This window comes from Citrobacter sp. RHBSTW-00881, from assembly GCF_013728515.1.
Taxonomy (GTDB): domain Bacteria; phylum Pseudomonadota; class Gammaproteobacteria; order Enterobacterales; family Enterobacteriaceae; genus Citrobacter; species Citrobacter braakii.
Map to the genome: position 1 here is coordinate 202,587 of NZ_CP056270.1, position 15,069 is coordinate 217,655.

Sequence of the window (15,069 nt, forward strand, 5' to 3'; positions counted from 1 at the left end):
CTCCAATTGGATAGCAACGTCATTATCTTAATTTCTCACCCTTGACGTTATGTTTTATGAAGACAAAACGTCGTCATTTTCCAGCACGATTTTTTTCTCAATCGGTTAACTTACAAGGTACTTAACCGGAGAAATCTTTTAATGCTGAGACACATTAAAAATATTCTGAATACTTTTTTGCCTGATAACAAAAAGGCTACCACTGATCTATTCGGTGACGAAATCGATATGTCAGTAGATGAAGAAATCGGGAAACTCATTTCATCACGAGATAATATGCGCTATCCGGCAAGCGAAATCGGATTCCCGGCTCAAGTACCGGGTGAGTACGTATTACGTCATTACCAGAAACCACTTGTGATGGCGATTAAACGAGAACTGGATATTAGGGACTCTGAGTTTAATCAGCTTATTCTTCCTATGCTGATAAATTTCGCTAACTTTGTTCACCTCTTCCCGGCATCCGAAAACCATCATCACCGTGCTGCAACCGGATTGTTGCGTCATTCATTGGAAGTGTGTTTCCAGTGTATCCGGCGTTCTAAAAACATCGAGTTTGATTCAATGGCGGTTCCCGTACATAAATCAAATCGTGCATTAGCATGGCGACTTGCAGTCGCAGCTGGTGGGCTACTTCATGACCTCGGGAAACCATTTACCGATTTTGAAGTATGGAACGAAGACGGGAAAATTCACTGGCCTCCAGGCCATGAACCAATCCATGTCTGGGCAAAAGAGAACAATGTAAAAAGATACTATCTTGTATGGAAACCAGGCCGTCACCGCCAGCATACCTCCAGCACGAGCAATATGTTGTTGATGATCATGCCAAAAGAAATGCATGTTTACCTTCTTAACGGCGGGAATGATATTTTCAATGAATTGACCCGGGCACTGAATGCCAGTGCGCAGCTCAATGCAGAAAAAATCAGTGGTCAGGACGTCAAAAACAAGATCCTCACTACCATTAAGGCCGCCGACTCAGCATCCGTTAACTATGATATGCGGCAATACGCCGGTGATGCGATTCGTGCAAGCCAGTCAGGTGTACCTGCGGTTCAGCGTGTAGTTGATGCCATGCGCCATAGATTGAAAAAAGGAGATTGGATTCCCAACAAGCCAGGAAGCCCTGTATGGGTGACTACCTATGGCGTATTCATCGTCTGGGGTGTTGCGGTCAAGGATATTATTGAGACCGTTAGGAACTCCGGCGCTGTTATTCCACAAACCCAGAATAGTCTGGCTGACCTGATGCTAAGTTATCATCTCTGTCGACCAAACGTTCACCAGGACGATGACACTGCATACTGGCGTATTGCCCCTCATATCTTGAATGATAAAAGTTCAAGAGAAAGCAAAGACCCTAAAGTTGCGTTGAGCTGCATCCTTCTGATATCTCCAGAAGTACTATTTGTCGATACTGTTGACCCTCTACCATGCAGCAGCCGCATCCGTATTGAAGGTAAATGGGTGGAATACCTGACCGGGAGGCCAAACCAGCCAAAACTCGTCGAAAGCGAACCCTACATTGGTCAGAAGCCGGTTCCGTCAACCGGAATACCGAATGAGGTCGACCGCTCAGTTTTACAGGGCGGAACAATCATTGCTGATGAACAGGAATCTCCACTGGAGAGTATTTTTGGAAACCGACAGGTTACGCCGGAAAACGCCCACGAACTGCTGCATAAGCTCAATCTGCTTTCTGATGAGGACTACAATCGTGTAAAGGAAAGAAATACCAGTACCAAAAATCAAAAAGATTGTCTGGATGACACTAATTCACCAACAACTGAGCTGGCGGGCAGCGGGGAATCAAAAGGGCTCAAAGATAATCAACCAAAGCCAGTGTCGGAGAATAATGAACCCAAGCGCCGTCTTTCCCTCAAAGAAACCCTGGCATCGGCACAAACAGAGATTGAGTTCTCTGTACCCAGTTCACTTATAAAAGAACCAAACCATAAAACTCTGAACGAAACCCTTGAGTTTCATTCAATCATCAACTCGTATAATAGCAACGAACCAACTTCAAGCGATGCATTGGATCAGACCCAGCCCTCACCTACCCGTCAGGCATTAAAGGAAATTCAGCTGCACCAGGATGCTGTCGATACCGGCATTCAGTCTGGTGAGGTAATTGATGATTATTCAATTTACGAAGATTATGATTCCATGTGGCAGGATGACGTGAAAGCTGATAACGATTTTGGTTACTCGGCTCATGCGGATACTTCGGCCAACATACCGGCTAACGTAAAATTTTACGATAAATTTAGTCAGCTATACGTATCTGGTCTTGAAGCGGCCAAAGAATTTCTCGTTAAATATGTTACCGACCACTCAGACGATCTTTTCATTGAATCAGGCCACTTAATCATTGCTATTGATAAAGATTTTGATGAGCGTAATTATGCTCTGCTTCAGGACTCCAACTGGTTATGGCAAAGGTTTATGGAAGCCCCAGCCCAGTATTATTTCCATCGTACTCAGAAGTGCTTATATCTCAGAAAAGAACTTAATAATGATATCGACTTGCTGATGGATGGGAAGTTTAACGATCTGCTTTACTCTGCTTTAACTGATGTTTCTGATAAAGATTACAACATTACAGATTTATGCAATGAAATGATTTCAAAAGGTATGCTGAAGCGAACCTATTCTGGAGAGCCTGTCATTGCCGTAAGCGTTGCCTTAAAGCGACGTATTGCGGATGAACTCGGCATTGATATTACTCAATTGCAGAAGATTATGCTGATGCACTTTGATTTCTATTCAAAGACCGGTGTTGACTACATTCTTCCTAATAGTGAACGAATGCATAATCAAATGGTGGATAAAGATGAGTGAGTGGAAATATAACTTACGTTGGCGCACAAATTTTGAAGGCCTTGAGACTCTTGGTTGGACAGCAGGTATAGCCGCAACTATCGGGGTTAATACACTGTTTAACATGCCATCTCTACCCTGTTACCTCTCAGTTGCAGTCCAGGCTGCTTATGGTATTCGTAGTCTCCCGGCAGCATGGGATATTTATACGCACAAACGCCGCCTGAAGCGAAAACCAAAACCACTCGTAATGGACATGAAATCATTTATCGAACAGATGATTCGTGAGCCTGACAGCTATCTTATTTGCAGAGGCTTTGAGTGGGGCCAGAATGAGGGTCAACTGGCATCTGAGTTGATAAAGCGTGACATAAAGAAATTTGTAGCCAAACCATCCAAAAATTTTATGGGCCTCGGCTGGATTCATGCGCTAGGTAAAAAAAACGAATGGATCGGAATTTCTGAAGAACTTTTATCGTTGCATACGCTTATAACTGGCACAACCGGCTCAGGCAAAACAACATATTTTAAACTACTTATTCTTCAAGCCGCACTAAAAAAACAACCACTAATCCTCATTGACCCCAAAAATGATGAAGAACTGGCTGAATGGATGAAGTTCTGTCTGGAATTGGTGGATCGCTCAACGAAATATAATTACGTTTCATTGGCGCATCCTGAAAAATCAGCTCGAATATCTCCAATTACTAACTACACTCAGGCTGGCGAGGTAGCTAACAGAATTACATCGGTTATTCAACGTGCTGATAGTACGAGCAATCCGTTTGTTTCATTTGGTATTATGTCATTAACTACGGTTGTTGAGCTGATGAAAATCTGTGAAATCAAACCGACTTTACGCAATATTAAATCACAACTGAGTGCTGACATCTCTTCATTAGCATCTCTATTGATTATGGCCATCACTAAATTCGGCCACAAGACTTTAGGAGAGTCCGATTTCGACATTATTTTACAGGCGAAAATTGACCGTTACTCGTCTAAAATTAAAGGCCCAAAAGAAATAGCAGAAATATGTGCAGACATTTACCGAAATGACATTAAAGGTAATAAAGGGAAAGGCGATACTTCAATTGAAGCCGGTATTGATATGTTCGGTCATCAGCGCGAACACTTCCAGAAAATGATTCTGAACGTGATGCCAATTCTTAGTCAACTAACTCAAGGGTTTATGTCAGAGTTGTTATCCCCTGACAGTGCTGATGAAGATGAACTGAATGATACTCGTCCAATTTCGAATATTCAGGATATCATCACTACCGGGGGAATGTTGTATTTGGGGTTAAATTCCCTTGCAGATGCTGAGACTGGATCTGCGGTCGGTTCTATTTTCCTGTCTGATATAACATCTGTTAGCTCGACTGTGTACAATTTTTTAAAACCTGGTGGTCAGGACTTGGCTTCTGTAATGGTGTTAATCGATGAAGCAGCTGAAGTTATTAATGACCAAGTTATTAAAATGTTGAATAAAACCCGTGGTGCTGGGTTCCGCTTATTTATTTCGTCGCAATCGACTTCCGACTTCGAAGCCCGTCTCGGTTCAGAAGCCAAAATGAAGCAGGTTATAACCAATACGAACCACTTTACGGCGCTACGCACACCAGATCCTGATGCCCAGGAAGCAGTCATGAAACGAGTACCACCGACAAAGTTCAAATATATTATGCGTGGTCATGGCTCCAGCGCAGGTGCAGATCCTGAACAAATCACCGGCAGTGTCGGGGAACGATTGATGGAGGAAGAAGGCGAGTTATTTCAATCTCAACTGCTAGGTTGGTTACCCAACCTCGAATGCATGGCCATAAATCAGGCTAATAAAATAGTAAAAGGTAAAGTCCCCGTCATATTAATGCCGAGGAATGAGTCCGAGTTAAGCGATGTCCGAACTATCGCTAAAAAGTACCTTTCAATCTACGAACGTCAACAAAAGGTTCGTGGTGAAAAATCACGTATCAGCGCCGAGGGGTAAATATGATTAAAACCAAAACTCTATTAAAGCGTAAAGATGATCAAGCCTCATATGACGGTTTGACCATGATCTGGCCATGTGTTGATGGCATCACTGGGCAAATGTTAGCTCTACTGAAAACCCTTACTCCTGATGAACGCGTTGGTGCAGCAGTGAGCTCCGCTATCAAAGCTTATCATCAGGACAACGAGCAGGAGCTGAATGACTGGGAGCGGCTTGCGATCTATATCATTGAGCTTGGCTTGTTCGTTTGCCGGGAACTTCAACACACGTTGAATTTCTGTGAAATTACTTCACGGATAAATCTCCCGAGAAAGCTAACCAACGAACTGATTATCCAGGCTGGGAGGAAGGCGAAGATTGGGGATATCGAATGTCTGATAAGTTGAATGAGGAAAAGTGGCCTAAGACGATAAAGACACTGATCATCTGGAGTTCGACGATTCTCCTTTTTATCTCTGTCTTCTTTCCGGTTGAGTATTTTAAGTCTAATGCTCTGAAAGAAATCGCATGGGGTCATAAAATGATAGGCGAAAAAGATTTCGTCATGGTATTGCAAAAGGCTCGCGACAATTATACTGAAGCATTTGTAAATACGGGGATTGATAAGGCGTTAAAGGATTTTTACCAGCTTCCTCCCAGCGACATGGCCAACCACGGCGGGCCACTGAAATACTTTGTTGGGCTTTTCCAGAACATTGCCGAGAACCTGAATTATTGGCTCTACATGATTATGTATCGTTTAACACTTGATATGTATTGGTTACCGTACATGGCCGTGGTCATCATCCCGTCTCTGTTTGCAGGGGTAATGCGGTGGATGGCAAAAAGATATAACTTTGGATATGCCAGTCCGTTTCTTAACCGTCGTAGCATGGTATTGATTGGCTGGGGTGTATATAGCGTTCTCCTGTCGCTTTTTATACCGTTACCTGTGCCTCCAATGATCGGGGCACTCATAATGATAGTAATGATTCCTATTGGTTCATCTCTACTTATTTCAAACCTACCAAAACGTATTTAACCTTAAGAAAAGCACCTCAATTTGCGGTGCTTTTCTTTTTCCTCAATATTTCATGTTTGTTAAATTAGCTGTGCGAGGTGATGCATGACTAATTCGAAACCATTTATTCTTTCTGCCCTGCTCTGCCTGACGTTTACCGTAGGGATGATTAGCTATTTGCTAATTTCTGATGTCCCAGAAAAAATCCGTATCCTCAATCAGAAGATCACGGCATCAACTTACCCTCAGTCACGGGATGTCCTGAACAAAGACATGGCTGAAATCATACTGCCCTATCTTAAAAAGCAAAAAGCTGCTGAGGCGTCTCAGGTCAAAGTCCAAAAGCCAAACGAAATCTATACGCCGGAACAATTGCAGCAATCAAGAGGCTACAAATGAAAAAGAACATTTTGAACTCTCTTATATTTGGAATTCCGCTCATGGTTATGGTAAGCACGGCTGCATTTTTTACTTACCAAATCGATAGACAGTCCCAACTTCTTAATGACCTAGCGATCGTTGCTGAGACTCACAAGCCCGTAGTAAACAACAAAAGCGAACTACTGGACGCATTTGCAAAATACATTAATGCAGCGGGCCTAAAACCTGAATCGCAGAAACAATCCAATGTCGGTTACCGGACTGGAAACAAACCCGATACCGCCTATGCGCCTTCTACGGACAACGAACGTATTTATGGGAACCCGGATGCTCAGTTCTATATCATTGAGTATTCCGATTTTGAATGTCAGTACTGCAAACAACATTTCCCAATCGTTATGGATCTCGTGGATTCATCACAAGGGAATATTGCGATGGTTTTCAAACATGTTCCTGTTCACGGGCAGGCTTCCCGTACTGAAGCTTTAGCAGCGGAGTGTGCTGTTGAGCAGGGAGGAAATCCATCTTTCTTCCAGTTATCTAAAGCGTTATTCCGCTACAGCCAATCTGACGGGCACGGTCTTAGCGCACCGCTAGACCAAATCGCCCGCGAAACTGGTTTAGACCCGAACCGCTTACTTGAATGTATCAATGCGGCCAGGCCGTCCAGCAAGATAGCCGACGACGTTCGTGAAGCAGGTCAGCTTGGTATCCAAAAGACCCCTACAAACATTGTTGTCTACGGTGATAAGTCAGCCATTGTTCAGGGCGCAGTAGATGGAGCAGGCCTTATGCAAATGATGGCTCAGCTTGCAGGCTCTGGTCAGAAATAGGCGCATTTTGTCGTCAATAAATCTGAAAAAATTCATATGAGAGGTCATCATGGAACCTGTTTATATTTCTCACTCGATTGACGAACCACCAAAGTTATTTTTTTGGTCGATTGATGAAGCCATGCCATTTTTCGTTGCTCTCGCGGTTGGGATTATCACTGGACGATTATTACCGATGATAATTCTGGGTGTTGTAGTTTCACGTGTTTATGGCGGTTTTCTGGCGCGAGCTTCTGAGAAATATTTTATGCACCTCTGTTACTGGAAATTCGGAGTCACATTCGGTGGTGGCACTTTTGTACCTGAATCCTTCGACCGGGAGTTTATTGTATGAATATCCATAATTTCAAAAAAGGGTTAGTTGGACTTCAGTTAGAAAACAAAAGTTTCAAGTTAATCTCTGCCTCAATGATTCTGGCAAACCTTGTACTTGGTTATGCTCTGTTAGCCAAAACACAACCCATCACTATTATTCCGCCAAACCTTACAGAAACAGCCTGGCTGGATGAAAAAGCCGCCAGCAGCTCTTATATGAAGGCATGGGCGTTATATATAGCCGACAGTTTTGGAAATGCTAACCCAGCCACTTTAGATCTACTCAAGAATTCTATCGGCCCGTTTCTTGACGCTTCAATTTACACAAAAGTTATGAAAGCAATGGACGACCAGATTGACCAAATTAAGCGCGACCGAATCTCGCTTTCTTTTAATCCGGTCGGGGTTATCACCGACCCGTTAGCAGTTGGTACTTTTTATGTCACCGGTAACCAAACTCTCGAAGGTATCACCGGCAAACCATCGACCACGCCAGTCTATTACGAGATTACTGTTAACGTAAAAGGCTACCGGCCCATTATTACGTTCATTGAGATAAAGAGTGGCAAACCGTTGCTGCCAAGTGAAGAAGATAAACACAAAGGTCAAAGGCAGAAATCTTCGGCAGCTCGAACTTCCTGACAGAATTTCGTTAGTTGATTTAACCGAGATATAAATCTTTAAGCGAGAGATTAATAAATCAGCAATCAGTAAACAAAACGGATGTGCCGAAATGAATTTTCTGATTGGTAATAGCCAATTTAAAAATGAACGTAGTGTTGCCACTTATCGGGGGGCTAAATGTTGAATAGTAAACGCATAATTATCCTGTTGCTTACCGCGTCGTCCACATTAGCGACCCATAGCGTAACGGCGGGCGAAATGTCTGTTGATCAAGGCATGGTATTTGAGCAGCCTGATGCGCAGTCGCAACCCAAAGTCACTGCAAAACTCGCCTCTCGACCAGCATCCTCAACTCAGGCAATGCTCAGCACAGAAACACGCCCATATCCTGACAACTATACACCACCAGCAAGTAACTCTATCAATGGCGGGAGTGAACCAGCTATTGATGGCCGTAATATTCAACCAGTACCTGCTGCAATTGCCAGTCCCGTTCCACTCACAAAAGAAGTCATTCCTTCTCGGCTGGAATATATCGTTGCGCCTGGCGTGAACACCCTCGTACCGATTTCGATTAACCAGATCAACCGGCTTGTTACACCGTTTGAACACCCTGTAGTGCAGAAAGTTAAACAGGAGGGTGTAACTGTAAATGTAAAAGATAACGCTCTCTACGTTTCCACCTCAGACAGTAACCCGGCAAGTCTCTATATCAGTGAGAAAGGTGACGAAAGTGTAGCGATCTCCGTGTCGTTAGTACCTCAGAAAATTGCACCGGTGCAAGCCACTCTCATGCTTTCACGAAAGCTGAACAACACGAGTACTTCTGGTGTTATGCCTGCGGCATATAACAACTATGGTGGAAGCGAAGTCAAAGCCAGGCGATGGGAACAGAAAGATAATTACATCGAGACGATTCGCAACATAATGCGAACCATCGCGCTTGGGGACATTCCACCCGGATACTCTCTGGGAAATCTCTCTTCAGGAGTTGGTATCCCGAACTGTAATTTCCGCACGGGTACTGACCAGGATCAGATTCGCTACTCCTTTGCAAATGGCCAGTATCTTCAGGGTAGTCAATTCAGTGTCATCATCGGCGTTGCACAAAACACTGGTTCATCAACAGTAATGGTTGATGAATCACTCTGCACCCATCCTCAGCTTGCAGCAAGAGCACTATGGAGTCGCAACACTCTCCAGCCTGGCCAGCGAACTGAAGCTTACTTCGTTATCCGCAACATCCAGCCAAACGAACAAGCTAACGATTCCATGCGCCCTAAACTCGCGGAGTAAAATCATGCTTATCCCCTTAAAAGAGAAATGGGCCTCAATTTCAGCAAAGCATAAAAAATGGGTTTTATGGGCTGGCGTATTTACTTTCGCCGTTCTTTTTTTGCTCTTGGTTATACCCGACTCAGCTGGCCCCCGAAATCGAGCGCCACAAGAAAAAGTGATTGCCAGCGTCCTTACCGATGGTGATACCAATGGAGTTAGCCAGAATGCTATTGCGGCGCGAATTCGCGCACTCGACAAGACCATTAAAGAGCAAGGTCAACTGATTAAAACGTTAACCGAGAAATATGGTGCTGATCAGACAGCTCAGCGTCTTAGCAATCTGGAGAACAACCAGAAAAAATCAGGCGCTGAGGTTGCAGCTATTAAGAAACGCGTTGATACCGTCTCTAACCCTGTGCCTTACTCACAACAGTCTCGCGGAGCGACACCACTGGCTGGAAACGGCCAACGTAACGTCCCTACTCTGTATAAACCTGAAGAGATATCTGCCCCTTCAGTTGCGCCAAGAAACTCAGGAAGTTTCAATAACGGGAAAACATTACAGCGCGTATACGAAGATGCGGCCCCCCCTGTCGTACCGGAACCCGCAGCAAACCAGCGTCAGCAGAAAGGGAAGGATGGCAAAGCAGTACCAAGCCAGGCAACTCCTGAAATCATCACTGTACAGGAAGATATTGAAGCCGCACCCGTTGCTGACGAAGATGATAACCCCGAGAACCAGACCTACCTTCCTGCAACGTCGATCATAAGTACTGTTTTGATTGCGGGGATGGATGCACCAACATCTCGTGATGCACGAAAAGACCCTTATCCGGCGCTGGCCAGGGTGAAAAAGGATGCAATTCTCCCAAACCGTTTCCGTGCAGATATACGTGAATGCGGAATGCTTGCAGCTGGGTTCGGTGATTTGTCCTCCGAAAGAGCTTATTTCAGATCGGAAGTCATAACGTGCATTCGGGATGACGGTGCAGTTTTTGAAGCCCCACTCGTAGCCTACGCTGTTGGTGAAGATGGTAAATCAGGTGTTCGTGGTCGACTGGTTACCAAACAAGGGCAATACCTGGCACGAGCCCTGACCGCTGGCTTCCTACAGGCTGCATCTCAGCTCTTTAACGTACAGAGTATTCCGACAATCAGTATTAAACGCGATGGAGATAGTAGTGACGCTACTCCTTACCAGCAGGTTATGAGCTCTGACGCACTCCAGGGCGCAGCAGTTTCTGGCGTAGGTGGCGCATTGAATCGTCTTGCCGATTTCTATATGCAAATGGCCGGTGACCTTTTCCCTGTAATTGAAATTGATCCAGGCCGTAGTGTTGATTTTATTGTGCAAAAAGGGGTCATGCTGAAATTCACACGTGTTACTTCAAAAACTCAAACCGTTGGGGGCAAGAAATGATGACGAAGAAAATTGTATCGGCATTGTTTTTAGTTAGTGCCGGTTTTGCGATGTCGGGTTGCTCACTACTGGGCCAGAACGATGAATATGGATGCAAGGGAATGCCCAATTCGGTCACATGTATGAATGTCCGAGATGTGTATGCCCTGACCGATGGAGATGATTACCAGGAGCAGATTGACACCGCATCTGAAAACCAACTTTCGGGAAAGCCTGTGGAGGTTAAGCGGCTGCGCACTACAGCCGGGAACGGTGGACGGAATACTGCCGATGGTGGTCGATACGTCCCTGTGCCTGCTACTGCTGCTGATCCTCAACCCATCCGAACGCAATCTATCGTCATGCGGGTGCTGGTTGACCCCTATGAGACCGCAGATGGAGACCTTAACGTCCCTGGCTACGTCTATACCGAGATTGAGCCGCGTCGTTGGGAAGTCGGTGCAAGAAATAGTGCCACATCAACTGCTGTTATCAGACCAATGTCTGCACCGGTTGCCGCTGCTCCAGCACAATCCCAGGGTGAGACATCACAACCTCCTCAGAAAGGGAGTTACATTAAATAATTGTCCAGTAGTACCGGTATACCGGTACTACTTTTTTCATGTGCTGTATTCCTTGGTCGTCTTTTTAATACCCATCACTGAAAAGGTAAGCACATGAAACAAAAGTCATTATATATTGCTATTGTTCTGGCACTTCATTGTGCTGTAGCCGTGGCAGATAACTCAATCGATAGCACCCAAATTGACGAAGTTACTGTAAATGGTGATGGCAATAACATTTCAGGGCTAACACCCTGTGCAACCCCATCAAACTGTAAATCACCACTCGGCAACTCAAGTGTTTCAGGGAATAACAACACAATTACTTCGTTAACAAACTATATTATTACCGGAAGCAATAATGACTTATCATTTAGGGAAGGTGCGAATAAGCGGGGAAATTCTTCTCGGCTGACTCAGTCATTTCATTTCTTCATGTTTGAGCCGATTTTTTCTCCCGTAAATGCCTTGAATCAGCCTATTTAGACCGTTTCTTCGCCATTTAAGGCGTTATCCCCAGTTTTTAGTGAGATCTCTCCCACTGACGTATCATTTGGTCCGCCCGAAACAGGTTGGCCAGCGTGAATAACATCGCCAGTTGGTTATCGTTTTTCAGCAACCCCTTGTATCTGGCTTTCACGAAGCCGAACTGTCGCTTGATGATGCGAAATGGGTGCTCCACCCTGGCACGGATGCTGGCTTTCATGTATTCGATGTTGATGGCCGTTTTGTTCTTGCGTGGATGCTGTTTCAAGGTTCTTACCTTGCCGGGGCGCTCGGCGATCAGCCAGTCCACATCCACCTCGGCCAGCTCCTCGCGCTGTGGCGCCCCTTGGTAGCCGGCATCGGCTGAGACAAATTGCTCCTCTCCATGCAGCAGATTACCCAGCTGATTGAGGTCATGCTCGTTGGCCGCGGTGGTGACTAGGCTGTGGGTCAGGCCACTCTTGGCATCGACACCAATGTGGGCCTTCATGCCAAAGTGCCACTGATTGCCTTTCTTGGTCTGATGCATCTCCGGATCGCGTTGCTGCTCTTTGTTCTTGGTCGAGCTGGGTGCCTCAATGATGGTGGCATCGACCAAGGTGCCTTGAGTCATCATGACGCCTGCTTCGGCCAGCCAGCGATTGATGGTCTTGAACAATTGGCGGGCCAGTTGATGCTGCTCCAGCAGGTGGCGGAAATTCATGATGGTGGTGCGGTCAGGCAAGGCGCTATCCAGGGATAACCGGGCAAACCGACGCATGGAGGCGATTTCGTACAGAGCATCTTCCATCGCGCCATCGCTCAGGTTGTACCAATGCTGCATGCAGTGAATGCGTAGCATGGTTTCCAGCGGATAAGGTCGCCGGCCATTACCAGCCTTGGGGTAAAACGGCTCGATGACTTCCACCATGTTTTGCCATGGCAGAATCTGCTCCATACGGGACAAGAAAATCTCTTTTCTGGTCTGACGGCGCTTACTGCTGAATTCACTGTCGGCGAAGGTAAGTTGATGACTCATGATGAACCCTGTTCCATGGCTCCAGATGACAAACATGATCTCATATCAGGGACTTGTTCGCACCTTCCTTAGTTACGACCCAAGCCAATTCTGGAATGACTACGCCAATAGTTTCAATGTTTACGGGAATAATAATACTGGCACTGGTCTTTTTGATTTGAATCTGGTTGGGAGTGACAATAAAGTTCTAGGACAAAACCTTGCCGTTATGGGTTATAGCAATAACGTTTCAGGAAGTGCATTGCAAGTAATAGGCTCTTATAACGAACTGGATATGGTAGGTATGGGAGCAATTCTTGGTTCCAGAAACACTGCTACTAATTACGCTGGTTCTATAATGGGTACATTCAATACGGTGAGTGGTGGTTCCTACGCTTTGACTATCGGTTCCTTAAACAATATTACAGCTGCACCGATTAATGACCCCTCTGCTGTTTTTAAATTTGGCAACATCACAATCGGCACAATTAATACCATTGATTCCGACGAATCGATCGTGCTTGGCAACTACAATACTGTATCCGATGATAACGCAATTGTTATTGGTAATTATGCTTCTGCTTCAAATGGAGGTATTTCCATTGGGAACGGTTCATTCTCCAATAGTGCTGATACCGTATCGTTTGGTTCAGCTACGGTACAAAGAACACTGACTAATGTTGCTGATGGTTCCAGCCGGTATGATGCGGTGAACTATGGTCAGCTCATGAATTCCGTTAGTTCACTTCAGGCGTACACTGATAGTGCCATCAGTTCGTACCTTTCATCCATTGGCTCTGGCTCTAACACAACGCCACCTACTACAGGCGGAAATAACAATAACGGTACGGACGGCAGCGGGACAGGAAGTGGTACAGGGTCTGGTAGCAGTAACGACAATAGCCAGACTGCCACGGATACTAATACTTATACCGACGAGCGTGAAGTGTCGATCAACGCTCGTACCGACAGTCTAATTGCAACTGAAAGCGCATCCCGAGTTGCTGGCGATGCTCAAACTCTTGTAAGTGCAAACAGTCATACGGATGCCCGTGAATCTGTCATCAACTCAAGGACTGATTTCCTTGTCGATACTGAGCGCCAGTCACGGATTGATGGTGACCGACAGACCTTGGCTTCAGCTAATAGCTACACAAACCAGAAGTTCTCTGACCTTAAAAAGACGGTTGACCGTAATGATAAAAGAGCAAAAGCAGGCTCAGCAAGCGCAATTGCTATCGCTTCAATTCCCTTCCTCAATAACGTGTCGGGTTTTGGCATGGCGATGGGCGCGTACCGAGACCAGGGGGCAATTTCGGGAGGAGCGAATTACGCTATCAATGAAAAAGTAAACGTCCGCTTTAGCATGTCGGCTGATACAGCCGGTGGTGTTGGAGCTGGTGCAGGATTTGCGGTTGGCTTCCAGTAATAATAAAGCATAAATAAAAAGCCACTTTTTTGTGGCTTTTTATTTGGACTAATTGAGTAATTAAAACCGATATTAACATTTCATCACTTCCTTTTTTTGGGGACAGTTTGCAGCCCTTTTCCCTGCGGCAAAATAAATCAATATGTGAAAATGAAACCTCTCTCATTTGGAGCGGTTACTATGAACTTTATCAAACATGTCGCGACTGCGGCACTTTTGGTGGCACTTTCTGCATCAGCTTCTGTATTCGCCGATACAGTAAAAACAAACACCGGGAATATCGATACGATTTTCAATGAAAAAGCGTTCAAGAACATTCCTCAGAATTCGCAGGAAGTAAAACGTTTTGTCGTCCCTACTAACGGCATCATCGCACTAGAGATTGATGGGAAAGTTAATTTGCTGTCTTCTAATGGCCGCTTCGTTATACAGGGAACGCTCTATGACACATGGGCTAAAAAGCCTCTGACCACCATGAGCGAAATAACCAAGAACGCCAGCATCATTCCGATGAAAGAGCTGAACCTAAATATCGCGGACTTGCGCCCAGCCGTATGGGGCGATGGGCCTAAAAAGGTCATGATATTTACCGCACCTGGTTGTGAAGCCTGTGCAGCCCCACTTTCAGCACTTGCTGACCTCGACCCGAAAGAATTCACCGTTAGCGTTCTGTCGCTCGGAGCTCTGGGCCCGGCAAGCCAGCAGCGAAATATTGAATTGTATTGTGCATCCGACCGCTACCGCGCAGACCGCGCAATTATCAGCGGAAATTCCACTCAGAAATTCGACCAGGTAAAGAACTGCGATATGCAGGCTCTGGCTCGACGTGAAGTTACGGCTCAGATACTAGGTGTCAGCATGATCCCTTTCATTGTGCGTGATGACGGCTCCTACGTACTCGGCTCACCAAAACAAGGCCTCAAAAACTTTATCGAGAACAAGTAACAC

At 45.4% G+C, this 15,069-nt stretch carries 15 protein-coding genes; 14 read left to right on the forward strand and 1 reads right to left on the reverse strand.

The features are described from left to right. Positions 1-141 precede the first annotated feature (141 nt). The 12 genes from mobH to HV311_RS26230 all read left to right on the forward strand — a co-directional run bounded on the left by mobH (position 142) and on the right by HV311_RS26230 (position 11,695). Positions 142-2,844, forward strand: a complete 2,703-nt coding sequence (gene mobH, locus HV311_RS26175; protein WP_007372219.1) for a MobH family relaxase — start codon at positions 142-144, stop codon at positions 2,842-2,844. Then, entirely contained in the window at positions 2,837-4,813 is a 1,977-nt protein-coding gene (gene traD / locus HV311_RS26180) for a conjugative transfer system coupling protein TraD (protein WP_048242093.1), read from the forward strand. Before mobH ends, traD begins: the two co-directional genes overlap by 8 nt. A 2-nt stretch (positions 4,814-4,815) precedes the next feature. After that, positions 4,816-5,202 (forward strand): hypothetical protein, encoded by a 387-nt coding sequence (locus HV311_RS26185; protein ID WP_009654243.1) that lies wholly within the window; start codon positions 4,816-4,818, stop codon positions 5,200-5,202. Further along, a complete protein-coding gene (locus tag HV311_RS26190) occupies positions 5,187-5,837 on the forward strand; it encodes a DUF4400 domain-containing protein (protein ID WP_007372221.1) in 651 nt (216 codons plus the stop codon). The genes HV311_RS26185 and HV311_RS26190 overlap by 16 nt, the downstream gene beginning before the upstream one ends. A gap of 84 nt (positions 5,838-5,921) precedes the next feature. After that, positions 5,922-6,215, forward strand: coding sequence for a hypothetical protein (locus HV311_RS26195; RefSeq protein WP_007372222.1), 294 nt, complete (start codon positions 5,922-5,924; stop codon positions 6,213-6,215). Next, positions 6,212-7,030, forward strand: coding sequence for a DsbA family protein (locus tag HV311_RS26200; RefSeq protein ID WP_007372223.1), 819 nt, complete (start codon positions 6,212-6,214; stop codon positions 7,028-7,030). Before HV311_RS26195 ends, HV311_RS26200 begins: the two co-directional genes overlap by 4 nt. A gap of 49 nt (positions 7,031-7,079) precedes the next feature. Then, the gene (traL, locus tag HV311_RS26205) at positions 7,080-7,364 is read left to right on the forward strand and encodes a type IV conjugative transfer system protein TraL (RefSeq protein WP_007372224.1); all 285 of its coding nucleotides are present in this window, start codon (positions 7,080-7,082) and stop codon (positions 7,362-7,364) included. Beyond that, positions 7,361-7,987 carry a TraE/TraK family type IV conjugative transfer system protein gene (locus HV311_RS26210; protein WP_007372225.1) on the forward strand — a complete coding sequence of 209 codons (627 nt, stop codon included), beginning with the start codon at positions 7,361-7,363 and terminating at the stop codon, positions 7,985-7,987. The genes traL and HV311_RS26210 overlap by 4 nt, the downstream gene beginning before the upstream one ends. 159 nt (positions 7,988-8,146) lie before the next feature. After that, positions 8,147-9,265, forward strand: coding sequence for a TraK domain-containing protein (locus HV311_RS26215; protein WP_016241588.1), 1,119 nt, complete (start codon positions 8,147-8,149; stop codon positions 9,263-9,265). 4 nt (positions 9,266-9,269) lie between these two features. Beyond that, positions 9,270-10,667, forward strand: coding sequence for a TraB/VirB10 family protein (locus HV311_RS26220; RefSeq protein ID WP_007372227.1), 1,398 nt, complete (start codon positions 9,270-9,272; stop codon positions 10,665-10,667). Then, positions 10,664-11,230, forward strand: coding sequence for a type IV conjugative transfer system lipoprotein TraV (gene traV, locus HV311_RS26225; protein WP_016241587.1), 567 nt, complete (start codon positions 10,664-10,666; stop codon positions 11,228-11,230). The genes HV311_RS26220 and traV overlap by 4 nt, the downstream gene beginning before the upstream one ends. Before the next feature lie 93 nt (positions 11,231-11,323). After that, the gene (locus HV311_RS26230) at positions 11,324-11,695 is read left to right on the forward strand and encodes a hypothetical protein (protein ID WP_326928902.1); all 372 of its coding nucleotides are present in this window, start codon (positions 11,324-11,326) and stop codon (positions 11,693-11,695) included. A gap of 37 nt (positions 11,696-11,732) precedes the next feature. Here HV311_RS26230 and HV311_RS26235 read toward each other — a convergent pair whose 3' ends face one another. Continuing rightward, a complete protein-coding gene (locus HV311_RS26235; RefSeq protein WP_064349473.1) occupies positions 11,733-12,713 on the reverse strand; it encodes an IS5-like element IS5 family transposase in 981 nt (326 codons plus the stop codon). Here HV311_RS26235 and HV311_RS26240 point away from each other — a divergent pair. Both HV311_RS26240 and HV311_RS26245 read left to right on the forward strand, forming a co-directional pair. Beyond that, positions 12,712-14,121, forward strand: coding sequence for a YadA-like family protein (locus HV311_RS26240; protein WP_326928903.1), 1,410 nt, complete (start codon positions 12,712-12,714; stop codon positions 14,119-14,121). The genes HV311_RS26235 and HV311_RS26240 overlap by 2 nt on opposite strands. A gap of 180 nt (positions 14,122-14,301) precedes the next feature. Next, positions 14,302-15,066 (forward strand): DsbC family protein, encoded by a 765-nt coding sequence (locus HV311_RS26245; RefSeq protein ID WP_007372229.1) that lies wholly within the window; start codon positions 14,302-14,304, stop codon positions 15,064-15,066. Positions 15,067-15,069 lie beyond the last annotated feature (3 nt).